Source organism: Paenibacillus hamazuiensis, from assembly GCF_023276405.1.
GTDB classification, from domain to species: Bacteria; Bacillota; Bacilli; order Paenibacillales; family NBRC-103111; genus Paenibacillus_AF; species Paenibacillus_AF hamazuiensis.
Genome location: NZ_JALRMO010000001.1, coordinates 6,872,622 through 6,897,418, shown reverse-complemented (window position 1 = coordinate 6,897,418; position 24,797 = coordinate 6,872,622). Strand labels below are relative to the sequence as shown.

Annotated in this window: 19 protein-coding genes, 1 tRNA gene and 2 rRNA genes; 3 read left to right on the top strand and 19 right to left on the bottom strand. The window is 50.2% G+C overall.

Going from position 1 to position 24,797, the window contains the following annotated elements:
• Positions 1 to 89: 89 nt before the first annotated feature.
• The 8 genes from MYS68_RS30210 to map all read right to left on the bottom strand — a co-directional run bounded on the left by MYS68_RS30210 (position 90) and on the right by map (position 10,325).
• On the bottom strand, positions 90 to 1,712 hold the full coding sequence (locus tag MYS68_RS30210; protein ID WP_248929355.1) for a response regulator transcription factor: 1,623 nt from the start codon (positions 1,710 to 1,712) through the stop codon (positions 90 to 92).
• A gap of 2 nt (positions 1,713 to 1,714) precedes the next feature.
• Entirely contained in the window at positions 1,715 to 3,457 is a 1,743-nt protein-coding gene (locus tag MYS68_RS30205; protein ID WP_248929354.1) for a sensor histidine kinase, read from the bottom strand.
• Positions 3,458 to 3,543: 86 nt separating this feature from the next.
• Positions 3,544 to 4,359 carry a carbohydrate ABC transporter permease gene (locus MYS68_RS30200; protein WP_248931055.1) on the bottom strand — a complete coding sequence of 272 codons (816 nt, stop codon included), beginning with the start codon at positions 4,357 to 4,359 and terminating at the stop codon, positions 3,544 to 3,546.
• 5 nt (positions 4,360 to 4,364) lie between these two features.
• Positions 4,365 to 5,246: a carbohydrate ABC transporter permease gene (locus tag MYS68_RS30195; RefSeq protein WP_248929353.1), complete on the bottom strand. Its 882-nt coding sequence runs from the start codon at positions 5,244 to 5,246 to the stop codon at positions 4,365 to 4,367.
• 70 nt (positions 5,247 to 5,316) lie between these two features.
• On the bottom strand, positions 5,317 to 6,657 hold the full coding sequence (locus MYS68_RS30190) for an ABC transporter substrate-binding protein (RefSeq protein WP_248929352.1): 1,341 nt from the start codon (positions 6,655 to 6,657) through the stop codon (positions 5,317 to 5,319).
• 139 nt (positions 6,658 to 6,796) lie between these two features.
• Entirely contained in the window at positions 6,797 to 8,074 is a 1,278-nt protein-coding gene (locus MYS68_RS30185; protein ID WP_248929351.1) for a nickel pincer cofactor-dependent isomerase, group 22, read from the bottom strand.
• A gap of 202 nt (positions 8,075 to 8,276) precedes the next feature.
• The gene (locus MYS68_RS30180; RefSeq protein WP_248929350.1) at positions 8,277 to 9,509 is read right to left on the bottom strand and encodes a serpin family protein; all 1,233 of its coding nucleotides are present in this window, start codon (positions 9,507 to 9,509) and stop codon (positions 8,277 to 8,279) included.
• A gap of 69 nt (positions 9,510 to 9,578) precedes the next feature.
• Complete coding sequence (map, locus tag MYS68_RS30175) at positions 9,579 to 10,325, bottom strand: type I methionyl aminopeptidase (protein WP_248929349.1); 747 nt, start codon at positions 10,323 to 10,325, stop codon at positions 9,579 to 9,581.
• Positions 10,326 to 10,652: 327 nt separating this feature from the next.
• Between map and helD the strand changes: the two genes are divergently transcribed.
• Both helD and MYS68_RS30165 read left to right on the top strand, forming a co-directional pair.
• On the top strand, positions 10,653 to 13,001 hold the full coding sequence (gene helD / locus MYS68_RS30170) for an RNA polymerase recycling motor HelD (protein ID WP_248929348.1): 2,349 nt from the start codon (positions 10,653 to 10,655) through the stop codon (positions 12,999 to 13,001).
• A gap of 131 nt (positions 13,002 to 13,132) precedes the next feature.
• The gene (locus MYS68_RS30165) at positions 13,133 to 13,333 is read left to right on the top strand and encodes a hypothetical protein (RefSeq protein WP_248929347.1); all 201 of its coding nucleotides are present in this window, start codon (positions 13,133 to 13,135) and stop codon (positions 13,331 to 13,333) included.
• 19 nt (positions 13,334 to 13,352) lie between these two features.
• Here the strand turns inward: MYS68_RS30165 and MYS68_RS30160 are convergent, their stop codons facing one another.
• From MYS68_RS30160 to MYS68_RS30150, 3 genes are read right to left on the bottom strand one after another with little or no spacing between them, the layout of a single operon-like run.
• Positions 13,353 to 13,499 carry a small acid-soluble spore protein P gene (locus tag MYS68_RS30160; RefSeq protein WP_248929346.1) on the bottom strand — a complete coding sequence of 49 codons (147 nt, stop codon included), beginning with the start codon at positions 13,497 to 13,499 and terminating at the stop codon, positions 13,353 to 13,355.
• A gap of 17 nt (positions 13,500 to 13,516) precedes the next feature.
• Positions 13,517 to 13,708 (bottom strand): hypothetical protein, encoded by a 192-nt coding sequence (locus MYS68_RS30155; RefSeq protein WP_248929345.1) that lies wholly within the window; start codon positions 13,706 to 13,708, stop codon positions 13,517 to 13,519.
• Positions 13,709 to 13,727: 19 nt separating this feature from the next.
• Complete coding sequence (locus MYS68_RS30150) at positions 13,728 to 14,078, bottom strand: hypothetical protein (RefSeq protein ID WP_248929344.1); 351 nt, start codon at positions 14,076 to 14,078, stop codon at positions 13,728 to 13,730.
• 237 nt (positions 14,079 to 14,315) lie between these two features.
• Between MYS68_RS30150 and MYS68_RS30145 the strand changes: the two genes are divergently transcribed.
• Complete coding sequence (locus MYS68_RS30145; RefSeq protein WP_248929343.1) at positions 14,316 to 14,936, top strand: hypothetical protein; 621 nt, start codon at positions 14,316 to 14,318, stop codon at positions 14,934 to 14,936.
• A gap of 283 nt (positions 14,937 to 15,219) precedes the next feature.
• On the opposite strand, the gene MYS68_RS30140 is transcribed toward MYS68_RS30145, so the two are convergent.
• The 8 genes from MYS68_RS30140 to MYS68_RS30105 form a co-directional block, all read right to left on the bottom strand.
• Positions 15,220 to 15,306, bottom strand: a tRNA-Ser gene (locus MYS68_RS30140).
• An 81-nt stretch (positions 15,307 to 15,387) separates the two neighbouring features.
• Positions 15,388 to 16,671, bottom strand: a complete 1,284-nt coding sequence (gene serS / locus MYS68_RS30135; RefSeq protein WP_248929342.1) for a serine--tRNA ligase — start codon at positions 16,669 to 16,671, stop codon at positions 15,388 to 15,390.
• A gap of 81 nt (positions 16,672 to 16,752) precedes the next feature.
• Complete coding sequence (gene pdxT, locus MYS68_RS30130; protein ID WP_248929341.1) at positions 16,753 to 17,325, bottom strand: pyridoxal 5'-phosphate synthase glutaminase subunit PdxT; 573 nt, start codon at positions 17,323 to 17,325, stop codon at positions 16,753 to 16,755.
• 27 nt (positions 17,326 to 17,352) lie between these two features.
• Positions 17,353 to 18,234, bottom strand: coding sequence for a pyridoxal 5'-phosphate synthase lyase subunit PdxS (gene pdxS / locus MYS68_RS30125; RefSeq protein WP_248929340.1), 882 nt, complete (start codon positions 18,232 to 18,234; stop codon positions 17,353 to 17,355).
• 126 nt (positions 18,235 to 18,360) lie between these two features.
• Positions 18,361 to 19,656 (bottom strand): D-alanyl-D-alanine carboxypeptidase family protein, encoded by a 1,296-nt coding sequence (locus tag MYS68_RS30120; RefSeq protein ID WP_248929339.1) that lies wholly within the window; start codon positions 19,654 to 19,656, stop codon positions 18,361 to 18,363.
• A gap of 226 nt (positions 19,657 to 19,882) precedes the next feature.
• Complete coding sequence (guaB, locus tag MYS68_RS30115; RefSeq protein WP_248929338.1) at positions 19,883 to 21,340, bottom strand: IMP dehydrogenase; 1,458 nt, start codon at positions 21,338 to 21,340, stop codon at positions 19,883 to 19,885.
• Positions 21,341 to 21,576: 236 nt separating this feature from the next.
• Positions 21,577 to 21,693 (bottom strand): 5S ribosomal RNA (rrf, locus tag MYS68_RS30110).
• 107 nt (positions 21,694 to 21,800) lie between these two features.
• A 23S ribosomal RNA gene (locus MYS68_RS30105) occupies positions 21,801 to 24,715 on the bottom strand.
• Between the last annotated feature and the right edge of the window lie 82 nt (positions 24,716 to 24,797).

The window sequence follows — 24,797 nt, the reverse complement described above, 5'->3', positions numbered from 1 at the left end:
CAATCGCGGTCATATGACCGCGATTTTTTTATTTTAATAAAATTTGTATTTTTTATTTTGCTTTACATCTGTATGGATACATTCAGCCTCTACGACTGCGCTTTAGCGGTCCGGTATTCCTGAGGGGTAAGCCCAAAATGCTTTTTAAACACTTTGTTGAAATAATTCGGGTTTTGGTATCCGACCTCTATGGAAATCTCATATATTTTCATCGTGCTCAGCGTCAGCAGCTGTGCGGATTTTTCCAATTTGAGCCTGGTTATATATTCGCTTATGTTTTCTCCGGTTTCGAGCTTATAAACCCGGGACAGGTATGCAGGGTGCAGCCTCAATTGGTCGGAAATTTCCTGCAAGGAAATATTTTGCGACAAATGAGCCAATATATATTTTTGCGCTTCCTTCACAATGTTCGTTCTGGCCGTCCTTGACTCCTGCAAGGCGCTGGCATGAAACTTGCCGTACACACTGCGAACCCATTCCCGCAAATGCTTGACGGTCGTCGACGGGGTTAAACCCTTCCCTTTCACGTATTCATCGTCGATGATATCCGCAAGTTTCTTCCCGTTTTTATGAGCGATGAAGGAAAACGAAGAGAATATAAAGAAGAACGCTTCCGTAATATGCTCGGATGATTCGGCCCATTGCTGCTCCAATTCATCCAGGGCAGCTTCCAGCTTATTCTCGACAGCTTCCCAATGCCCCGCTTCGAGTAGATGCATCAGAGTAGGAGGCTCGTAAAGCCTGCTCAGCATCTGGATCTCGACGGTATCGGAGCTGCTCATCATATACAGAGGAAGGCTTTGCTCCGACCCGAATCGGGTTCGGAACACGAGAAGCAGGTTATTGTACAAATTCGTCAGCGATCCCGGAAACGTTCCCCACTGCCCGACAAGTACGGAGATTCGTTTTTTCAAATATTGCTGCACATTCGCTTGAAATTGGTTCGCGGTTTGTTCCACAAGTGCGTTGTCACCATTATGCATACTGCCATCCTTGGGAATAAGAACAAGAACCAAATATTCGTGAACGTCCTTACACTGCCAAACCTCGAAATGCTCCCCGAATGTTTCCTCCGCCATATTTCCGACGGCAAATTCCATCAGCGACATTTCAAAAGGATTGTAATCGTTGAAATCTTCCTTAAAGCGTACAAGCGCCATCAATATATCGCTCCCGGCGGATAGCGGCAATTCAAGCAGCTTGAGCTTCTCTTGCAGCGCTTCCTCCGGCAATCTTTTCCCCTGCAGCAAATCGTGCAGAAACTCGCCCTTCAGCCGGGGGAGGTGATCCCTAAGCACCTTCATCGCCCGTTCATAGGCATCGTTCTGCGAGGTTTCCCGTTCGATTTCGGCGGTGACCTTGCTCACGCAAGCCATCAGTTCCTCGTCGCTGACCGGCTTCAGCAAATACCCGCTGATTTGATTTTGAATGCCGATCTGCGCATATTCGAATTCCGCGTGACCGGACAGCAATATGCACCTGGTCCGCTTCCATCTGGCTTGAATGGTACCGACCAAATCGAGGCCTGACGTCACCGGCATATTGATATCGGTTATGACGATATTGACCGGGTTCGTGCTGAGAATATCTATCGCTTCCTTCGCGGAGAACGCTTTGTATACCGCTTCGATGCCCATTTGTGCCCACGGAATCGCAACGGCCAATGTCTCTACCACGCTGCTCTCATCGTCTACGATTAATAACGTGAGCATCGTTACTCCCTCCGATCGCTGTCAGACGCAATTGTTTTTCCCCATGAAACGATGACGCGCAGTCCTCCTAGCGGCGAGGCCGCGAATTGAAGCCCTTCCTGCTTGTTAAACTGAAGCTGCAGCCGTTGATGCACGTTCCAAAGTCCACAGCCGGATTCGCCGTCGAGCGGCCGGGATATCCGATCGAGCAGCTCCGCCGCCTTTTCTTCGGACAATCCGTTGCCGTTATCATCGATCATGATTTTGTAATCGCTGTCGGTTTCCTTGCCTTCGATGGAAATAATTCCGTATCCCTCGATGTTGCCTATGCCGTGAATAATCGCGTTTTCGACGATCGGCTGTATGAGCAGACGGGGAATTGGGGTTTCCAGCATCGAGTCCGGGATATCGATTTCGTAATGGAACCGTTCCATCCGCAAATTCTGAATATCCAAATAGCTCCGCACCAGCTTCATCTCATCCCCAAGCGACGTCATCGTGCTTTCCAGCTTCGTAATGAAACGGTAATATTGCGCCAAATTGAGCACCATCGCGGTAGCCGACGATTTATCGTCGATGGCGATCATGTTTTTTACGAAAAACAAACAGTTGTATAAAAAATGCGGGTTAATCTGCGATTGCAGCTGCTTCAGCTTCGCCTCGCGAAAACGTATGTTTTCCTTATACACCGTTTCGATCAAACGCTGAATTTCCGCTGCCATCTCGTTGAAGCGATAAAATAAAAATTCGAATTCGTTTTTCGGATGATATTGAAGCCTGTATGAATATGTTCCCCGCTGGATGCCTTGAACGCCGTGCATCAGCATCCGGATAGGAACCTGCACCTGCTTGTACAGGAAAAAGGCAACGACGGCGCTGAGACCGAGCATAAAACACATGGCGAAATAAAACATATTTCTGGTGTGGAAAATCGGCTTCAGCGTCTGCTCCAGCGGCATATAATCGACCAAATACCACTGCAGGCTTTTATTTTTCAAATAATTGACGATAAATTGCTCGCCGTCCAGTGTCAGCATCAGGTGGCCGCTGTTATCCGGCTGTTTCCCGTCCAGATAAGAGGTAATTTGCCGGATTCGTTCCATATCGGCTTCGCCGCTGGCAATCGGTTCCGAACCGGCTTTGTAAAGAAACGGTTCACCCTTGTTCTCGCTTTTGAACTCGGAGAGCATATTCACGATATTTTGCTTGGAGAAACGAACTTCAATGAGCGATTCGGCTTCAAGCGGGTTTTTGTAGGACGTCAGCGGGCTCGGCACAAATTTGCTGAAATACGAATCGCCTTGTTCCATCCGGTTATACCGCCAATCGGTCGTCACGTTACGCTGCAAGTATTCCGGATTATACACGCCGGAGTAGTCATTGGAGTAAGCCTGTTTCAAACCGGGCAAATATATCGTGATGCCGTTGATCCAGCGGCTCGTGGCGCTCAGCAAATCCAAGCTTCGGACAAGCGATTCCTGCAGTTCCAACTGCTTGAGAGGGTCGGTTTTCTCTCTTCCCGATTTGTTGAGCTGTTTGATCGCCGGATCTTTGCTGACGACAATCGATAAAATGGAAAGCTGCTCCACAATGTTGTCCATTTGCGAAGATAAGGTGAAAATGCGGTTCAAGCTTGCTTCCTGAATTTCGTTCTCGATCACGTTAACGGAGGTTACATGCGAATAACTGTACAAAATGACCGTCGGTACAAGCAGCAGCAGCACAAGCAGTATAATTTTTTTGTATGTCGTCCAGCGATAATGCATGATGTCCACTCCCCGCAACCCTCGTATCTACTCACCTACTTTAAATGAAGCGGCGGGGAAATGCACCAACGAATTTCCTTTCTTGTCTAACCTTTAACCGCACCTGCCGACAAGCCGCTGACAATATATTTTTGCATGACGAGCGATAGGAGAAGTACCGGTAGCGTAATAATGCAAGCGGCAGCCATCAAGGCGCCCCATTCGATCGAGGTGCCCGAGATGAAGTTGTACACCGCAAGCGGCAGCGGTTTTGTCTTCTCTCCGGATAAAATCAGCGAAAACATAAAATTGTTCCAGGAGAAAATAAAAGACAGCAGCGAAGAGGTAACGATGCCGGGAACCGACACCGGGAGCACGATCATAGCGAATGTTCGCATTTTGGAGCATCCGTCCATCCAGGCCGACTCCTCCACCTCGGCGGGAAACGACTCGAAGAAAGGAATCATCACCCACATGATAAAAGGGAGTCCGATGACAATATGGCTTAATATTAGGGCTGCGAACGTATCGATCAGGTGAAGCTCGTTAAACAAAATATACCAGGGGACCAAATAAGTAATGCCCGGCAAAATTTTCGCCACGAGCACCGTAAGGGAAAACAAACCCATGCGGTATTTGGCGACGGCATAAGCGGCAGGCAGCCCCAAGGCGAGCGAAGCGAGCGTCGATGCGGTACCGACGACGAAGCTGTTGCGAATAAACGTAATGAAATCGTATTCCTTAAACACCATCAAATAGTTTTTAAATTCGGCGCCGAAGGCAAGCCATTTGTCGGACGAAAGAATTTCCACCTGCGTTTTGAAGGAAGCGGAGATCATCCATAGGAACGGTATGGAAAACAGGATAACCAGTACAATCGTCACAGCGGCATAATACATTCGCAGGCCAATCCCGATTCTCATCGTATTCAATGCAACCCACCCAACCTTTTCTTAAGCGCGATCAAAGCGATAATGACGACCATAATTAGCAGGAAGAACAGCATCATTAAGGCGGAGGCCGAGCCGAATTTAAAATACGTAAACGCTTCGTTGAATACCATGATGTTTAACGTTTCCGAAGCATAATTCGGTCCCCCTTGCGTCGTGGCGTAGATCGTGTCGAACGTTTTGAGCAAATCGATCAGCCTTAAAATCACTGCGGTCAAAATCGTCGGCATCAGCAGCGGAAGCGTGATGTGGAAAAATTTTTGCGCGGCGGTTGCACCGTCCACACTGGCCGACTCATACGGATCGGTCGGCAAGGTCGTGAGGCCCGCGACCACAATCAGCACGATCATCGGCGTCCACTGCCACACATCGACTAAAATGAGCGACGGCAGCACCAGATCGACGGATCCAAGCCAGGGAAGCGGCTTCAGGCTCAGTGCTTTTAAAATTTGGTTGGCTAATCCGATGGACGGTTCATAAATTAACAGCCAAACCAGCGAAATCGAAACCGGAGTCGCTACCATCGGCAGCATCAACAGTGTTTTCGTCGTTTTCTGGCCTTTAAATTTACGGGAGACCAGCACCGCGATCAAAATTCCGAGTATGGTCTCGATGACGATACTAACCCCGGTATGGAAAAAAGTGCGCCCTACCGATGCCCAGAACCGGTCTCCGGTCAAAAGGCCCGCATAATTCCCGAGTCCCACCCATTTAGGCGGCGTACTCGCGGACATGCTCCACTCGTACAAGCTGATGCGAACCGTGTAAGCGATTGGGAATGCCACCATCACCAGGATAAAAATGACGGCCGGCAAGCTGAAAATCCACTTTATATTGCGGTCAATCCATGTGGAACTCATGAAGTCACTCCTTTTGAAGCAGCGGGCCCAGCTAGGGCCCGAATCTGCCGCTTCTTTTTCTAACCACTGCTTACTTTGCTTTATCCTTGTCGATGATGGCCTGTAATTCGGCATTCGCTTTGTCGGCCGCTGCTTTAATATCTTCGCCAAGCACCGCTTTCACCACGATCGTACCGACCGCATCCCGGGCTTCGCCGACGCTGATCACCTGCGGAACGTTATGTCCGATGCCGACCTTCATCGTTTCTTTAATCGCCGCCGCCAAATCCTGCGGGTATGTTTCCGTCCCTTCTTTTTTGTCCCAAACCGAATTTCTTAGCCCGGGAACGCCGTTTCTTTGGATTTTCAGCACATTTTCCTTATTTGTCGCCCACTCTATGAACGCCCATGACGCGTCTTTATTTTTCGTATTGGCGTTGATGCCGAGCGACCAGGCCGCCACGTTAAACGGCTTGACCCCGTTTGAACCTGCCGGGAACATCGCAAAACCGACCTTGTCGCTGACCAGCGACTTCTTCGGGTCCGTTACGTTCTGGTACACGGAGCCGGTCTCCGTAAAGAAAGCCGCTTTCCCTTGCGCGAAAATCCCCGCCGCTTGCGGCCATGCCATATTCAAAACGCCCTGAGGCGCATAATTTCTCAGAAGATCGGCATAAATCTGAAAGCCGCTGATCGCCTCCGGCGTATTGACCGTAGCGGTAGCGCCCGAAGATAAGTCGCCCTTTAAGAAATCGCCGCCCTGAGCAAACAGATAGGAAGATACGCCGACAACGAGCGAGTTACGTTCGCCCCTTGCGACGAAGCCGTACATCTCGTTTGCGGGATCGTGCAGTTTCTTTGCCGCTTCCTTAAGCTCGTCCAACGTTTTGGGCACGGCCATACCGTGCTTTTCCAATAAATCTTTGCGGTAATACAGAACGAATTGATCCGCAAAAATAGGAATGCCGAGCAGTTTACCGTCAGCCGTATTCTCGTCCACCGCAGATTTAAGGAAGTCGCCGAATTCATAATTCGGATTCTTTTTCACATTGTCGTCCAACGGAGACAGCCAGCCGTTCTTGGCGTATTGGATTCTATCCATGTATGGCCTGAACATGAACACATCCGGAGACTCCGAGCGCGAAGTGAGCTGTACGGCAAGCTTCTGCTGCAGCTGGGTGTCGGAAAAGCCCTGAATATCGACCTTCATCCCGGTCGCCGCTTCAAACTCGGGGAGCGCCGCCTTAATCGTATCCGTCCAGGGATGGTTTTGCACGAATACGGTAATTTTCTTTCCTTCAAAAGGTTTGGCTTTGGCCGGCTCCGCTCCGCCTTTATTTTCCGCCTGCCCCGAGCCGCCGCCGCCGCACGCCGAAGTGAGCAACAGGGCTGCAGCCGCGCAAGCGATCAAGCTTTTCTTTGCCAATTTCATATGTTGTAACCCCTCTCATTTTTGTATGTATGGTATCTCTTTGCTCCATAACTTCATGATAGTGTGCGGTATCCGAAGATGATATAGAAAAGATTTTAGAAATGCCTACCCTTTTTTTACTCGCTGTTCTTTTTTGAGCTCATAGAAGATGCAGTTGCGGCTCTCCTTGACTAAAAACAAGCTCCTTCGGCTCCGAGACGAGGCTGATTTGCGGGTGTGACTCGGCCTCGCTTAACAAAGGCTCGCTGATTACGATGCGTCTCAGCTCCAGCGTGTTTTGGATCCACACGATTTTGTGCCCGAACGGCCTGACACCGTTGCACATTTTAACCGCCATCCGCAGGGCATCTTCGGGTGTCGAGGCGACCATCGGCACTTTGACCGCCTGCACTTCGGTGCTGGTAAAGGCATTGGTATACATGCTGATAAAATCGATTTTGTCGAAAAGCTTGCGAGTGGTTACGTCCGCCATCCCGACGCCGTTGGCATTGCCGTGCGATTGCTCCGTTACATCCAGGATGGCACATTTTTTAAAGGTCGGGCCCCCGCTCGCATAAGGAGTGAAAAACAGACCGGTGACATTCGGATCTTGTCCGTCGCCGCTAATGTTTTTTCCGATCTCCCCGATCACGAGAACGTCAAAGGAGGGAAGCAGGATGCGGCCCATTCGGGCTTTTGCCAGCTCCAGCAGCTGCTTCTCCCGCTCCAGCCCCATAATGTCCTCCTTCGGAACGACCTCGACCACCGATGTTTCCTCGTAGGCGTTCTCAATCAGGGCAACGCCGAATAACACGTTGGTTTTGGCCAATATCATCTGTGCCGCTTTGGGAATGAGCTCGGCAAAACGCCCGAATCCGCGATTGTGCAGGGAAGCGGCGCCGACCTGCTTGCCGAATCCGATCGCCAGCATTTTGCAAAGACCGCTTTCTATCGGCCCGCGAAAACAGGTATGCGGCTTCACCCTGGCAATGAACGTTATGCCGTCCGCCTGCAGGGCGCTTTTAGCGACATATACGGGCAGCCCCTCCTCCAGCACTCCGATGGATTCCACTTCCATGGAGGCGTCGATCGGGCAGCCCATTGCCGCCTCCGTGACCCCGAAGGCGGCCAGTAATTCGGCTTGTCCGTCCGCCGTAGCTCCGCCATGGCTTCCCATCGCAGGTATAATGAACGGCTCCGCCCCCGCGGCTTTCAAATTGTCGACGACCGACTTTGTAATTTGCGCCAAATTGGCGATTCCTCTGCTGCCTACACCCACGGCGATCCGTTTTCCGGTCAAATCGGTCGAGTGCGGTTCCATTTTCGCTCGAATCTCTTTCGGTAAATCCTCCACTTTATCTCCTTGAAAATACTGCTCTACCTTCAAGAACTTAGGCAGCGGGATTTCCGGGAATTTCTTCAAGTCCAGCGATTGCATCGTCATTCAGCTCCTCAAAGATGCGCCCACGAGCGGGCTACTATTTTTGAGACCAATGATACAAGGCAATCCGGCCGAATCATATAGAAATGATTTGACATGGTCCTATCTTTTTTTAACATTTGGCGTCCGTCCGTGGAAAAAACAAAGCCGCTCGCTTGTCATCTGACATGCTAGCGGCTTTTTGCATTTTTTATCGGCGTCAAGGATTGTAAATCGACCCTGTGAAAAGCCAGGCGCCTGTTTGCCTGTCTTCGATGGCTATAAAGAAAGGACGGTCCACGTTCATGGTAAACCGCTCTTTGGGCGGTTCGGCGGATGTCGCCTTCACAGATACCGAAGTGGCTGCAGCGGCCTCTGTGCCCTGCTCGTTGACCTCAAGGAATGTTTTATGCATCACTTCGCCAATGAATAAACGGGGAGGTACAGGGGCCATCGCGGAAAAATCGGCTTTCGTACTGTCGTAGGCAATCTGCATCCCGAGAGACTGCAGCGCCTCGTCCAACGTTTTCCCGTATTCCAGCTTAAACTTCGGCAGGCGGATTTCCCCCATACTTGGCTTGAACGGCTGCTGCCAGCGCGAAGCGTCGGACCATAATTGCTCATGCAGCGAAGCCAGAGATGAGCTTTCGTCCGGAAGGATGACCAGCATATCCATTTGCCCTTCCCCGTAGGGCAGGCGGATCGCCTGGAACCCTTTTTCCTGCAAATACTCGTAAGTTCCCGTACGGGTCATCATTTGCACCTTTTTGACGGATCCTTGATTCAGCTTGAAATCTGCCTCTTTTGTCAATGAGGGGGAAAATTCATCTTTCCAGTTGCCTTTGAAATAAATCGCATTGACCAGCACCAGGTAATCATCCGGACTTAGCGGCTTGCTCAAGATCGAAGGGATCTTATCTTTCGTTTTCTTCTTGACCCAATTATTGATCGTTTCATGCGCCTTGCTATTGTTAAAATCCAGCTCCGTCACCTCGGCGCCGTAATAGGTGCGATTGGTTTCCTGGAACTGCTTATGAAGTGGCTTTCCCTTTCTGAGCCAGAGGGAGTTCGCAATATCCAGCTGAATCCCCCGGCCGGACTGTTCAAGCAGCGATTTTAACGTCTTATAGCCGCTGTTGATCTCCTCGCTCTGCAATCCTTCCCAGCCCAGCGTCTTAGCCATCGCCTGCTTCGTCTCTCCGGCGCTGCCGTTGAAGGTCATAGCCAAAGCCATGGATACGCTTGCCGGCGAGATAAAGACATTTTTGTCCGTCTCCTCCTGCATCAGCTGCCTGTGAAGATGAAGGCCGAAATCGTTTTGGGCTTTGACGATTTTCGGGTCCATCGAAGCCGCGGCTTCGGCCCGCTTCTCGAAACTGATACTAGCCTCCTTGCTGCAGGACGTTAATAACGCCGCAATGACCAAACCTGCAAGTGCCCGTTTTGCCGACATTTTGATCCCCCGTCTCCAATCGGTTTCAATACATCTTAATGACGGGAAATAAATGGTCAATGTTGCGAATCAAACTTCCGTTAAAATGACAGGACCCTCTTTCGTTATGGCGATCGTATGCTCATATTGGGCCGACAACCGACCGTCCAGCGTGCGGACCGTCCAGCCGTCCATCTCGAGAAAAAGCTCATGGGAGCCCACATTGATCATCGGTTCGATCGTGATGACCATCCCTTCTTTCAGCGTAAAGCCGCGCCCGGGCTTGCCGACATGCGGAAATTTGGGATCTTCGTGCAAAGATCTGCCGATCCCATGGCCGACCAAATCGCGGACGACGGAATATCCGTTCCGCTCCGCATGAGACTGTACCTCATGCATCGCATCTCCGATTCGTTTTCCGGCCTGTGCATGCCGTATCCCCAAGTATAAGCATTCCTTGGTCACTTTTATCAATCGTTCGGCTTCTTCGGAAACGCTGCCTACGGCATACGTCCATGCGGAATCGGCCATCCAGCCGTCATACTTGGCAACGATATCGATCGTGACGATATCCCCCTCCCGCAGCGGCTCGTCACTTGGAAAGCCGTGAGCGACCACATCGTTGACCGAGGCGCAGGTGGCATAAGGAAACCCCTTGTATCCTTTAATGACCTGGGAAGCTCCACGCTCTTCCAGGTACCGCTCGACAAACTCGTCGATCGCCAGCGTGCTGATCCCGGGTTTGATGCGCCGGGAAAGTTCTTGGTGGCATTCCGCCACAATACGTCCTGTCTTTCTTATGCGGTTGATATCGTCCGCCGTTTTCAGCTTTACCATCGCAATATCTTCCTTTTTTGTATGATTGCATTGTGCGCTTCCAACACATATTACTATCATACGTCCGAACCTGAAAAAAGGAGAAAACTCATTCCCGAAAAAGCAGGTGATCTTTTTCAGTCTAAGCCCCAGGAATGCTTTACTACCGGGCCAACAAAAAAACGGACCCGGAGGTCCGTCTTGTTCTTGAAATGGCTGGAAGCTATATGCTACAATGATTTTGATTTTCTTTCGCGGGATCATAGATACCGATCAGTATTATCCAAAGTAATTATACAACTATGGAACCCTGCTGTCAATCTCTTTTTTACAAAAAGGAGGCTTACCATGACTATTCCCGAACAGGACCGGGTCGACGAAACGAATCGGTTGCAATCCGTCATCGCCCAAATCGGCGAACGCATCGCTCATGTCGAGAAAATCTCCGAAGACCGCAAGTCCGCGGTAACCGATATCCGGAAAAATTTCTGGAACGACATCACCGTCAATGTCGAAGAAACCGACGATATCATGGAGACGATTTCGGCCGTCAAGCAGCAATCGTTTGTGCTCAAGCTTGAAGAGCGAGGCCTCCGGCATGCCGAAGATACGCTTGACCGGCTCATGAGACTGAAGCAATCGCCTTATTTCGCCCGCATCGATTTCCATGAGGAGGATCTTCCGGATACGGAGAAAATCTATATCGGCATCGCCTCCTTTATGAACGAGGAGACGCAAGAGTATTTAATTTACGACTGGCGCGCGCCCATCTCCAATTTGTTTTACGATTACCCGCCGGGCCCGGCCGAATATGAAACGCCTATCGGCACCATCCGCGGAGAAATCAAGCTGAAACGGCAGTTCATCATCCGCCGCGGCGAACTGAAATATATGTTCGATACCGGCGTAACGATCGGCGACGAGGTGCTCCAGCAAATTCTCGGCAAAAGCGCCGATGAGCATATGAAAAGCATCGTAGCAACGATCCAGAAGGAGCAAAACCGGATCATCCGCGACGACAAGCATCGCCTGCTGATCGTTCAAGGCTCCGCCGGCAGCGGCAAGACGTCCGTCGCGCTGCAGCGCGTCGCCTATTTGCTCTACAAGCACCGCCAATCGTTAAACGCCGATAATATGGTGTTATTTTCGCCCAACGCCATGTTCAACAGTTACGTCTCGACCGTGCTGCCGGAGCTTGGAGAAGCAAATATGCAGCAGACCACCTATCAGGAATATTTGAACCTGCGGCTCGGTTCGCAATTTCAGGTGGAGGATCCTTATTCCCAGCTCGAATATATTCTGACCGCGCATGACGAACCCGGATACATGGCAAGAATCAGCGGTATCCGCTTTAAATCATCATCAGCTTTTTTCGAGGTCGTTTCGCGGTATAAATCTTTTCTGGAGCGGGAAGGCCTGCTTTTCAAAAACATCGTATTCCGCGGCCGCGTGCTCCTGTCCGGCAAACAGCTGGCCCGGCGGTTTTACGAATTTGACCCATCCACGCGGCTGGCCAATCGCATTGTGCTGCTTCGGGATTGGCTGCTGAAAGAGCTGAGGGAACTGGAAAAAGCGGAACGTTCCGCAGACTGGGTCCGGGACGAAATCGAGCTGCTTGATGCGGAGCAATATCAGAAAGCTTTTTTGAAAGTCCGGAAGGAACAGCAGCATCTCGAGGAAAGCTTTGATTTTTACGACAAAGAATCGGAAGTTCTGGCGAAAATGATCGTCCGGGAGAAATTTGACAACATCCGGGAAAAGGTCAAAAGGCTGCAATTTGTCAATGGGACCGGCACTTACAAGCAATTGTTTACGAACGAGGCGTTGTTTGCGCAGCTTTCGGAGGGTATCGAAACACCCGAATATTGGCCGGAAATTTGCGAATATACGGTTCAGCGGCTGGATCGCAAAGATCTTGCCTATGAAGATGCAACTCCCCTGCTGTTTTTGAACGAAATGATTCAAGGATTTCATACTTACAATACCGTACGCCACGTGCTCGTGGATGAAGCTCAGGATTACTCGGCCTTTCAATATGAATTTTTAAAAAGACTGTTTCCCCGCTGCAAAATGACGCTGCTCGGCGATTTGAACCAGTCCATCTATGCGCATTCCGCCAATTTGGGGAGCTACCAGCCGCTGGTGGACCTGTACGGGGAAAACGAAACCCATATCATTCGTTTGACCAAGAGCTACCGCTCCACCCGGGAAATCGTTGAATTCACGAAAGCGATGCTGCCCCACGGCGAAGCGATCGAGCCCTTCAACCGCAGCGGCGAGCTTCCGCAGGTGATCCGGGTTGCCGATTCGGCCGAACTGAGAGAGCGACTGTCCGCCGATATCCAGGACCTCCGCCGCGGGGGCATGCAGTCTATCGCCATTCTGTGCAAAACCGCTCAGGAAAGCGCCGCGGCCTATGAGCTGCTGCACCCGCATTTGGACGTGCAGCTTATTACGAAAGACGATCACACCTTCGTATCCGGGAATCTGATTATTCCCGCCTATTTGGCCAAAGGCCTTGAGTTTGACGCAGTTCTCATCTTTAATGGTTCCGAGGAACAATATGGCCGCGAGGAAGAGAGGAAGCTTTTTTACACCGCCTGTACGAGAGCGATGCATCATCTGCACGTTTATTATCAAGGGCAGTTAACTCCGTTCATTTCTACGATTAACGAAACATCCTTTGTGACAAAATAATACCAGTACCACGAAGGGATCCTTTATAAAGATTTTTTTAGAAGGATCCCTTCGCCAAGATAATCATTCCGTAAGCTCCATCTGGTATAATTAGTAAATCGCAATGGATGACCAAGATGAGGTGGCCGCTCATGAATCGTAGTATAAACACAACATTTTACGTCATTTACGACGAACTATCTATTGTAATCGTGTCGGACTTTAATGAGGCTTGCGAATACATGGCCGAAGGGGCACGCATCTATGGATATGCTTCAGACGAGGACTCGGCAAGAACGCTGATGGCCGAATGCTTCCAACAAATGAATATGTACAAAAAAGGCCCCTTATAAGGGGCTTCTTTGAAAGAAGTCAGCTTCCTTCGCCGTACCGGCGGTTAGCGTGGTTGCGGTTTTTCACTTTTTTCGATCCGGACAACGGCTCCGACGGCTGACGGTGCTCTTCTCGATTTTGCCGTCCTGTCGGAGGATTTACCGGCTGTGGAATATCTTTAGGCATCGTATTCACTCCCCGCTTCAGACATCTTTGTCGCTTAATGCGTTAATCGTATTCGTATTAATGCTTTGATGATTTAAAGCGTCCTGATGGCGCCGATCATTGCTTTGCTGATTTACTTGCTGCGCATGGTGCCCTCCGACAACGGTTTTGTCCAAATCTTCAACGACGTTTTGCAGGTTTTTATCGACATTGCTTTTATTTTTGGTCATCGTTGGATTGTCCCTCCTGTCAGGATCCGCTTGTCATCGCGTGCAGCTGCTGAGCGCACTCATGAAGGTGACGCACATAATCTTCAATCATCGTCTGAATCACGCCGGTTCTTTCGTCTACCGACTGTCCATCCCGCTCCACGTCTACGAGTTCCACCTTAATTTCACGGGAATCGACATAAGTACATTTAAAATCAAAACTGTATTGCGTGTGTCCGGCCGTCGCAATGTGAACGCGTAAAGATTTCGAATCCGCCTCATCCGCAAAAACGTCCGAACTGTCCGATTTGTTTATAACGGTAGGCAGCGTTCTTCTCCATGCGTCGACTAAACGGCCTTGGTTTATTGTTAGCTCATCATGTTGGCTCATTGTTCAGCACCTCCACGTCTTTAACATACGGAAGCGCAGACGCTTTTATACAAGGATGGGAACCAACAAAAATAGGCATGCATTCGTATGCCTCCTATATTTCCAATTTTATGCCCCTACATTTCCTAAATTCAATATAACGCTCCTTTTCGTTTACATAAATATAAGTAACTGCCTATATCCTCTCCGCAAAAATCACATACCATATACCAATTCGACCTAAGGAGATGATTTGGTTTGGCAGTTCGAAAAGGTACTGTGGATGTGTCCGTAGGAAGCGGATCCGATTTAAATAACATAGGACTAAGTCCGGATTGTGGTGGTGCCATTGATAACGGCTTGAGCGGAGTTATCCCTAACGGAACAATTGTCACACTACGTCGAGGCGGAATCAAAAGAAAGGTTAAAATCACGATAGGCGACGCAACCGAATGTGTAGCGAATACGATCCAAGTTAGCAGAGCACTTGCAAAACTTTTTGGGCTCCGGAATCAAGCCCGTTTTCTCTTAGCTTACAATACTGCCACCAAGACCTTAACCATGCGTCGAAAACCGGTAACCATCGATACGTTAACCGTAACCGCAAGTTCTGCTATGCGGCCGGGTCGAGTTACCATTGGACTAGGACTCGCTCAGAGGGATGGCAATTACTTAAAAAGCGGCTCTATTATTACGATAAGACATGGCAGGATTAGTCTGAAACTACGCATGGTGCTAATTGACGATATATTTAATAACGACTTTACGCTACGTCCGCGAGCCATTCGGCTGCTTGGCCTCCGAGCTAATAATAAATACCGGATTGCCTATAATCAAGTCAAGCGGGAGTTGGTCTTCATAAGGCAAGTTAGCCGTTAATTATATTCCTTTACACAAAAACGACCCCTTCAGGCCTCCGACGATCCCAGGAAACACGGGTTCTCATCCCACCTACTATCTCCTTAAAAATCAAAAAGCCATCGACTTGTATCGATGACTTTTTATTATACGGAGAGGGTGGGATACGGCCTTCGGCCGACTGCGATGTTTTCCTACCGATGTCTATGCTCCGACGAACCCAGGAAACACGGGTTCTTATCCCACCTACTATCTCCTTAAAAATCAAAAAGCCATCGACTTGTATCGATGACTTTTTATTATACGGAGAGGGTGGGATTCGAACCCACGGTAGCCTCACGACTACGGCGGTTTTCAAGACCGCTGCCTTAAACCACTCGACCACCTCTCCACAGAAAAAGGGTATGTCCTAAAACAACCCTTTTGCGTGACAAAATGCATTGTAGCATATTTTAATTCGCAAGATCAAGCTCTATTTTTTAGGAGTGATCACGGAAACTCCGTTCATATATGGCTGGAGTACCTTAGGAATAAGCACGCTGCCGTCTTCCTGCTGGTAATTTTCCAAAATCGCCGCCACCGTGCGGCCTACCGCCAAACCTGAACCGTTCAACGTATGCACGAACTCCGGTTTCGCTTTCGCCTCCCGGCGAAAACGAATATTGGCCCTGCGTCCCTGAAAGTCCTCAAAGTTACTGCAGGACGATATTTCGCGGTATGTATTGCTGCTCGGCAGCCATACTTCAAGATCATATGTTTTAGCGGAGGAGAAGCCCAAATCTCCCGTACAAAGCGATAATACGCGATAAGGCAGCTCCAGCAGCTGCAGGACACGTTCTGCATGGGCGGTCAGCTTCTCCAGCTCGTCATACGACGTTTCCGGGGCCACCAGCTTGACCAGTTCGATTTTATTAAATTGGTGCTGGCGAATGAGTCCGCGGGTATCCCGCCCGGCCGAACCGGCCTCAGAACGGAAACAGGCGCTGAAAGCAACGAAATTTTTCGGTAAATCCTCCAGCGTTAAAATGTCTTCCCGATGATAGTTCGTCACCGGCACTTCCGCAGTTGGAATCAGGAAATATTCGGTGTCCGCGATCTTGAATACATCTTCCTCAAATTTCGGAAGCTGCCCGGTCCCCGTTAAGCTGTCGCGATTCACAATGTACGGAGGCAGCATTTCTTCATAACCGTGCTCATCGCTGTGCAGGTCCATCATGAAATTAATCAAGGCCCTCTCCAAACGCGCTCCGAGCCCTTTATAAAAAACAAACCGTGAACCCGTTACCTTAGCCGCGGCTTCAAAATCAAGAATGCCCAGATGATGTGCAATTTCCCAATGTGGCTTCGCTTCAAAAGCGAACGAAGGCACTTCACCGACCCGACGAAGCTCCACATTTTCTTCTTCCGATGCTCCAACCGGCACCGATTCATGAGGAATATTCGGGATCCCGAGCACGATTTGATCCAGATCCGCCTCAAGCACGCGAATTTCGTCGTCAAGCTGCTTGATGCGGTCGCCGACGCCTTTCATTTCCTCGATCAGCGCATCCGCATCTTGCTTCGCTTTCTTAAGCGCGGCGACTTCCTGGCTGACGACGTTCCGCTTGTTCTTCAGCTGTTCCACTTCCTGCAGCAGCTCGCGGCGCTTTATATCCAGACTGACAAATCTCTCAATATCATCGAGAGTTTTGCCGCGGTGCTGCATAGCCTCACGAACCCGATCGAAATCGTTTCGCAATATTTTGACATCTAACAAAGAGACCCCTCCTGCAAGGGAAGATTTTACGGAAAAGCACCCTATGCCTTTAGAAAGGATAAGGTGCCGCTGTAATCCCGATTACTTTGTTTCCCCGATCATTTGTAAAAAATAAGAATGCATCCGGTAATCGTCCGTCAGCTCCGGGTGGAACGAGGCGACCAGCAGGTGATTCTGCCTGGCAGCCACAATCTCGCCTTTGTACGTCGAAAGCACATCGACTCCGTTCCCTACCTCCACGATTAACGGTGCCCGGATGAATACCGCTCGTACGTTTTCGTCGATCCCTTTGATAGCCAGATCGGTCTCGAAGCTTTCACGCTGTCGACCGAAAGCATTGCGCGCTACCTTAATATCCATTAAACCCAGATGCGCGTCTTCCTGACCGACAATATCCTTGGCCACAACGATGAGCCCTGCACAAGTTCCGAATATCGGCTTGCCTTGAGCCGAATAATCCTGCAATGCCTCCAAGAAGCCGTACCGTCTCATGAGCTTGCCTATCGTCGTGCTTTCGCCGCCGGGAATGATGATGCCATCGATATCCTGCAGCTGTTCGACTTTCTTGATGGCGACGCCTTCGGCTCCTGCCATTTCAAGCGATCGTATATGTTCAGCCACGGCGCCTTGCAGCGCCAAAACGCCTACCTTCATGACTAACGCCTTCTTTCGCTTTCGAAATTACCAGCCGCGCTCCTGCATGCGCTGCGTCGCATCCAGCTTGGAAATTTCGATCCCTTTCATCGGGGTGCCCAGGTTTTTGGAAATTTCCGCGATCAAGCCGTAATCGGTGTAATGAGTCGTCGCTTCTACTATCGCTTTCGCGAATTTTTCCGGATTATCCGATTTGAAAATACCGGAGCCCACGAATACGCCGTCCGAACCCAAATGCATCATCAGCGCCGCGTCCGCCGGTGTCGCTACACCGCCAGCGGCAAAGTTGACCACCGGCAGCTTGCCGGTCTCGTGTACTTGCAGCAGCAGCTCGTACGGAGCTCCCAAGTTTTTCGCCTCAGCCATCAGCTCATCCTTGGACATATTTTGTACTTTACGGATTTGCGACATCATCATGCGCATATGACGGACCGCTTCCACGATGTTGCCTGTACCCGGTTCGCCTTTCGTACGAAGCATGGACGCGCCTTCGCCGATTCTGCGAAGCGCTTCTCCAAGATCGCGCGCGCCGCATACAAACGGTACTGTGAACTCATGCTTGTTGATGTGGAACACTTCATCCGCAGGTGTGAGCACTTCACTCTCATCGATGTAGTCGACACCCATCGCTTCCAATACCTTGGCTTCGACAAAATGTCCGATTCTCGCCTTCGCCATGACTGGAATCGATACGACTTTCATCACTTCTTCCACAACGGTCGGGTCAGCCATACGCGCCACTCCGCCGGCAGCCCGAATGTCTGAAGGGACTCTTTCCAGAGCCATAACGGCAACGGCACCGGCCGCTTCCGCGATTTTAGCTTGCTCGGCGTTCATAACGTCCATGATGACGCCGCCTTTTTGCATTTCGGCCATACCTCTTTTTACACGCGATGTACCGGTTTCCATTTCTCCAAAACCTCCTGATCGAATGCCGAACCGATCGACAATCCGTACTTTTGTTATGATAAACTCTAAACAAATATTTTACATGAACCGTCATAAATATACAACCACTGCCACAATGGAGACATTTTATTTCTTCACTTTGCTGAACATATCACCAAAGAAATTGCCGATCGCCCGGAAAAACAAACGGAACCAGCTGCCCTGTTCCTCTTCGTTAGCCGCAACGAGCTTGACATTAAAGGGTTTGTCTTTATAGGTGACGGTCAGCGTTCCGACTTCCTGACCTTTTGTAATCGGGGCCACTAAGTCCGTCTTGGCTTCCGCTTTTTTCACAAATTCGGTGTCGGGTGTTCCTTTTTTGACGAGTAACGTAAGACCTTCGGCAGTAACGGGAGTCAGTTCGGTGTTGACGCCCTTCTTGAACGAAACCTTTTTCAGCTCGTCGACTTCCACTCCGGCTTTGACGATTTCTTTTTTCTCAAAGTTGGTAAATCCGTAGTCGAATATTTTTTTCGTATCCAAGAAACTCGATTCCCGCGTTTTTGCATTCATAACGACGGAAATCAGCCTTGTACCGTTCCGCTCGGCCGTCCCGGTGAAACAATAACCCGCTTTATCGGTATGCCCCGTTTTGAGCCCGTCTACGCCTTCGTAAACGTATTTTTTAAAATTGACATTATCTTTATTGCCTGTCAGCATCCAATCGTAGTTAATCATCGGATTGGCGTCGGTAGGCCTGAATTTTTTGGAAGGAATGCTCGAATACTGCAAAATTTCCGGATGATCTTTAAGCAAATTATAAGCGATAAGAGCTGCATCCCGCGCGGTGAAAATCGTCTCGCCCTCGATGGAGGCCGGGGCGTACTGCTTCAGATCGACTCTATCCAAACCCGATGTATTGATAAAATGCGCGTCTTTGGAAAGTCCCATTTTAACGGCGGTCTCGTTCATCATTTGAACGAATTTTTCCTCGGAGCCTACAATATGCTCAGCCAAAGCGACTGCCGCACCGTTATCCGAATAAATCGTTACCGCATAAAATAAATCCTGCGCGGTGTATTCGTCCCCATTGGCTTTGGGAATGCCCGACAGCTGCTTATTATTGGATAAATATGCCGCATATTCGCCAATCGGCACCTTATCGGTCCAACTGATCTTTTTGGTTGAGATACTTTCCAGGATGAGATATTCCGTCATCAATTTGGCCATACTTGCCGGAGGCATCGGCTGGTCCGCATTGTTTTCATATAAAACTTGCCCGGTAGACGCCTCCATCAATATGGACGACTTCGCACTTAAACCAAGATTTACTGCATCTCCCTCAGCGGCATATGCTTTGTTTGCTTGTATCGGAGAAAACGCAATTTGCGCCAATAACGCTATCCCCATCACCAGTTTCCCGGCTTTCCCAAAAAGTCTCACTTCCCCACACTCCCTAGTATAATTTTTATGATAGAGTCAAAATAAAGACCCCAATTCGGTATGATGCATATGTATTCTTCCAAACATCTTCCGCTTCGGCAGGAATGCAAATTTCATCCAAGACCTCGCTTCGAAGCTTATATTATTTTACCATACCCCCATAGTCAAAAAAAGAAGACAGGGACCCGTTGTCCCTGTCCAATATATGGTTTGAAGCGATTAAAGGTTATAACGAATAGTTCGGTGCCTCTTTCGTAATTTGCACATCGTGCGGGTGGCTTTCTCTAAGGCCTGCTCCCGTAATTCGAATAAAACCAGTTTCGTTGATCAATGCCTCGATATTGCGTGCCCCGCAGTATCCCATGCCGGACCGGAGTCCGCCGATCAACTGATAGATCGTATCGGCCAGCGGCCCTTTATAAGGAACGCGTCCTTCGATGCCTTCCGGCACAAGCTTGCTTTCGTTTTCCTGGAAGTAACGGTCCTTGCTGCCTTCCTTCATCGCACCAAGGGAACCCATACCGCGATAAACCTTGAAACGGCGTCCTTGGAAAATTTCCGATTCGCCCGGGCTCTCCTCCGTACCGGCAAACAAGCTTCCGATCATTACCGCGCTTGCACCGGCTGCAATGGCCTTTGTTACGTCTCCGGAGTATTTGATACCGCCGTCCGCGATAATCGGAACGTTATATTGACGTGCGACCGAGGCGCAATCGTAAATCGCCGTAATTTGCGGCACACCGATACCTGCGATAACGCGAGTGGTACAAATCGAACCTGGCCCGATCCCGACTTTTACCATCGAAGCGCCGGCTTCGATCAAATCTCTTGTTCCGTCTCCGGTAGCCACATTGCCCGCACAAATCGGAAGATCCGGATATTGCTCGCGCAGCTTCTTGACCATGTTCAAGATGTTGATGTGATGCCCGTGAGCGGAGTCCACAACGATAAGATCGATCCCCGCCTCGACCAGCGCGGCAGCGCGTTCCAGAGCATCCTTGGAAACACCCACTGCAGCACCGACGACCAGGCGTCCGTGTCTATCCTTAGCCGAGTTAGGAAACTGAATCGCTTTTTCAATATCTTTAATGGTAATAAGTCCCTTTAACGAGTTGGATTCATCGACCAAAGGCAGCTTCTCGATTTTATGTTTTTGCAAAATGATTTCTGCTTCTTGCAGGGTAGTTCCTACCGGAGCAGTAACCAAATTTTCTCTTGTCATGACTTCTTTGATTTTAATCGAGTAATCATGTACGAAACGAAGATCCCGGTTTGTCAAAATTCCAACCAGTTTATTATGCTCATCGACAATCGGAACACCCGAAATTCGGTACTTTGCCATTAATTCTTCAGCGTCGTACACATGATGTTCTGGAGTTAAAGAAAAAGGATTCGTGATTACGCCGCTTTCCGAGCGTTTTACTCTGTCGACTTCTTCCGCCTGCTGTGCGATGGTCATGTTTTTGTGAATGATCCCGATGCCGCCTTCCCGTGCTATAGCGATAGCCAGTGCGGACTCGGTTACGGTGTCCATGGCGGAGCTAAGAAAAGGGATGTTCAGTTTCAGATGCGGTCCTAACGTGGTGGAAATGTCGATTTCTTTTCCGAACACTTCTGATTTGCGAGGCACCAACAACACATCGTCAAAAGTGAGCCCTTCCTTAGCAAATTTTGTCTCCCACACGAAATTAATCCTCCTTCTTTGTTTTCAAGCCGTTTTCATCTCATGCTTTCCTGATACTATATCAAAAGGGCTTTTTAGGTGTCAAGATCAACTTGCTGTTTATTTTTCATAATCGCATCATGCCCGCATACGGTTTCTAAATATATGTATCAGTATGAACGAGTAGGTGTTGTCCTATCCAACATAAATAAAAAGAGCCTTTCCGTGAATTCAGAAAGGCTCTTTTTATTACAGTTGCTTGGCAACGTCCTACTCTCCCAAGACCCTGCGGTCTAAGTACCATCGGCGCTGGAGGGCTTAACGGTCGTGTTCGGGATGGGTACGCGTGGTTCCCCTCCGCCATCGTCACCAAACATGAGTTTTGTCTTAAACAAAACTCGCTTCGGAAGCATCTTGCTCCCTGAAAACTAGATGCGAATCACTTCAAGTGTGCTGCGTTAGATTCCTTTGGGTATATATTTTGGTTAAGCCCTCGACCGATTAGTATTCGTCAGCTCCACACGTTGCCGCGCTTCCACCCCGAACCTATCTACCTCGTCGTCTACAAGGGGTCTTACATACTGGGAAATCTCATCTTGAGGGGGGCTTCACGCTTAGATGCTTTCAGCGCTTATCCCTTCCGTACTTGGCTATCCAGCCGTGCCTCTGGCGAGACAACTGGTACACCAGCGGTACGTCCATCCCGGTCCTCTCGTACTAAGGACAGCTCCTCTCAAATTTCCTACGCCCGCGACAGATAGGGACCGAACTGTCTCACGACGTTCTGAACCCAGCTCGCGTACCGCTTTAATGGGCGAACAGCCCAACCCTTGGGACCTACTTCAGCCCCAGGATGCGATGAGCCGACATCGAGGTGCCAAACCTCCCCGTCGATGTGGACTCTTGGGGGAGATAAGCCTGTTATCCCCAGGGTAGCTTTTATCCGTTGAGCGATGGCCCTTCCATTCGGTACCACCGGATCACTAAGCCCGACTTTCGTCCCTGCTCGACCTGTTTGTCTCGCAGTCAAGCTCCCTTCTGCCTTTGCACTCTTCGAATGATTTCCAACCATTCTGAGGGAACCTTGGGGCGCCTCCGTTACTCTTTAGGAGGCGACCGCCCCAGTCAAACTGCCCACCTGACACTGTCCCCATACCCGCTCAGGGTACCAGGTTAGAACTCCGATACGATCAGGGTGGTATCCCAACGTCGCCTCCACACAAGCTGGCGCTCATGCTTCAAAGGCTCCCACCTATCCTGTACAGATCGTACCAAAGTCCAATATCAAGCTGCAGTAAAGCTCCATGGGGTCTTTCCGTCTTGTCGCGGGTAACCTGCATCTTCACAGGTATTAAAATTTCACCGGATCTCTCGTCGAGACAGCGCCCAAGTCGTTACGCCATTCGTGCGGGTCAGAATTTACCTGACAAGGAATTTCGCTACCTTAGGACCGTTATAGTTACGGCCGCCGTTTACTGGGGCTTCGGTTCACAGCTTCGGTTTGCACCTTACCGCTCCCCTTAACCTTCCAGCACCGGGCAGGCGTCAGCCCGTATACTTCGCCTTGCGGCTTCGCACAGACCTGTGTTTTTGCTAAACAGTCGCTTGGGCCTTTTCACTGCGGCCCCCTCCGGCTATTCACCTTACCGGGGCACCCCTTCTCCCGAAGTTACGGGGTCATTTTGCCGAGTTCCTTAACGAGAGTTCTTCCGCGCGCCTTAGAATTCTCTTCTCGCCTACCTGTGTCGGTTTGCGGTACGGGCACCTTCTCCCTGGCTAGAGGCTTTTCTTGGCAGCTTGAGATCATGACCTTCGGTACTCCCGAAGTTTCCCTCCCCATCACAGCTCAGCCTTACGATGCGCGGATTTGCCTACGCACCAGCCTTACTGCTTGGACGGACATCCATCAGTCCGCGTCACTACCCTTCTGCGTCACCCCATTGCTCATAACGGTTCACGGTGGTACAGGAATTTCGACCTGTTGTCCTTCGACTACGCCTTTCGGCCTCGCCTTAGGTCCCGACTAACCCTGAGCGGACGAACCTTCCTCAGGAACCCTTAGGCTTTCGGCGGATGGGATTCTCACCCATCTTTTCGTTACTCATACCGGCATTCTCACTTGTATACAGTCCACCTGTCCTTACAGTCAAGCTTCTACCCGTATACAACGCTCCCCTACTGCCCATTACTGGACCCATAGCTTCGGTGGTGTGTTTAGCCCCGTTACATTTTCGGCGCAGAGTCACTCGACCAGTGAGCTATTACGCACTCTTTCAATGGTGGCTGCTTCTAAGCCAACATCCTGGTTGTCTGTGCAACTCCACATCCTTTCCCACTTAACACACACTTGGGGACCTTAGCTGATGATCTGGGCTGTTTCCCTCTTGACGATGGATCTTAGCACTCACCGTCTGACTCCCGGGTATAAGTATGCGGCATTCAGAGTTTGACTGGACTTGGTAACCCTTGGCGGGCCCCGCACCCAATCAGTGCTTTACCTCCGCTACTCTTATCCCGAGGCTAGCCCTAAAGCTATTTCGGGGAGAACCAGCTATCTCCGAGTTCGATTGGAATTTCTCCCCTACCCCCACCTCATCCCCGAACTTTTCAACGTTCGTGGGTTCGGGCCTCCAGTGCGTGTTACCGCACCTTCACCCTGGACAGGGGTAGATCACACGGTTTCGGGTCTACGCCCACGTACTCAAGTCGCCCTATTCAGACTCGCTTTCGCTGCGGCTTCGGCTCTTCACCTTAACCTCGCACGTGAACGTAACTCGCCGGTTCATTCTACAAAAGGCACGCCATCACCCTTTAACGGGCTCTGACTTCTTGTAAGCACACGGTTTCAGGTTCTGTTTCACTCCGCTCCCGCGGTTCTTTTCACCTTTCCCTCACGGTACTGCTTCACTATCGGTCGCTAGGGAGTATTTAGCCTTGGCAGATGGTCCTGCCTGCTTCCCACGGGGTTCCTCGTGTCCCGCGGTACTCGGGATCCGTCTAGCGATACGTTGGCTTTTGGTTACGGGACTGTTACCCTCTTTGGTGAGCCTTTCCAGACTACTTCGCCTAACCAACTTTTCGCACATTGACGTCCCACAACCCCAGGGGGCAAGCCCCCTGGTTTGGGCTACTCCGCGTTCGCTCGCCGCTACTGACGGAATCACTCTTGTTTTCTTCTCCTGAGGGTACTTAGATGTTTCAGTTCCCCTCGTATGCCTCCAACTACCCTATGTATTCAGGTAGAGGTAACCGAGTATTACCTCGGCTGGGTTCCCCCATTCGGACATCCCCGGATCAACGCCTGCTTACGGCTCCCCGAGGCATTTCGTCGTTCGCCACGTCCTTCTTCGGCTCCTAGCGCCTAGGCATCCTCCGTGTGCTCTTATTAGCTTAACCTAAGCTAAATCATTGCTAAAGGAATTCTAAGCTTTCGCTTGAAGTTGTTTCGCTATCTAGTTTTCAAGGAACAATGTCCTCG

What these genes read in the sequence shown, in the direction of transcription:
- pdxS (WP_248929340.1), bottom strand. Translation starts at nt 18,234, where the DNA reads ATGGAAACCGGTACATCGCGTGTAAAAAGAGGTATGGCCGAAATGCAA.
- MYS68_RS30190 (WP_248929352.1), bottom strand. Translation starts at nt 6,657, where the DNA reads ATGAAATTGGCAAAGAAAAGCTTGATCGCTTGCGCGGCTGCAGCCCTG.
- MYS68_RS30180 (WP_248929350.1), bottom strand. Translation starts at nt 9,509, where the DNA reads ATGTCGGCAAAACGGGCACTTGCAGGTTTGGTCATTGCGGCGTTATTA.
- MYS68_RS30165 (WP_248929347.1), top strand. Translation starts at nt 13,133, where the DNA reads ATGAATCGTAGTATAAACACAACATTTTACGTCATTTACGACGAACTA.
- MYS68_RS30205 (WP_248929354.1), bottom strand. Translation starts at nt 3,457, where the DNA reads ATGCATTATCGCTGGACGACATACAAAAAAATTATACTGCTTGTGCTG.
- pdxT (WP_248929341.1), bottom strand. Translation starts at nt 17,325, where the DNA reads ATGAAGGTAGGCGTTTTGGCGCTGCAAGGCGCCGTGGCTGAACATATA.
- MYS68_RS30195 (WP_248929353.1), bottom strand. Translation starts at nt 5,246, where the DNA reads ATGAGTTCCACATGGATTGACCGCAATATAAAGTGGATTTTCAGCTTG.
- MYS68_RS30200 (WP_248931055.1), bottom strand. Translation starts at nt 4,359, where the DNA reads ATGAGAATCGGGATTGGCCTGCGAATGTATTATGCCGCTGTGACGATT.
- MYS68_RS30185 (WP_248929351.1), bottom strand. Translation starts at nt 8,074, where the DNA reads ATGCAATCGCTGGACTTGAAGAAATTCCCGGAAATCCCGCTGCCTAAG.
- map (WP_248929349.1), bottom strand. Translation starts at nt 10,325, where the DNA reads ATGGTAAAGCTGAAAACGGCGGACGATATCAACCGCATAAGAAAGACA.
- MYS68_RS30155 (WP_248929345.1), bottom strand. Translation starts at nt 13,708, where the DNA reads ATGACCAAAAATAAAAGCAATGTCGATAAAAACCTGCAAAACGTCGTT.
- MYS68_RS30210 (WP_248929355.1), bottom strand. Translation starts at nt 1,712, where the DNA reads ATGCTCACGTTATTAATCGTAGACGATGAGAGCAGCGTGGTAGAGACA.
- helD (WP_248929348.1), top strand. Translation starts at nt 10,653, where the DNA reads ATGACTATTCCCGAACAGGACCGGGTCGACGAAACGAATCGGTTGCAA.
- MYS68_RS30150 (WP_248929344.1), bottom strand. Translation starts at nt 14,078, where the DNA reads ATGAGCCAACATGATGAGCTAACAATAAACCAAGGCCGTTTAGTCGAC.
- MYS68_RS30160 (WP_248929346.1), bottom strand. Translation starts at nt 13,499, where the DNA reads ATGCCTAAAGATATTCCACAGCCGGTAAATCCTCCGACAGGACGGCAA.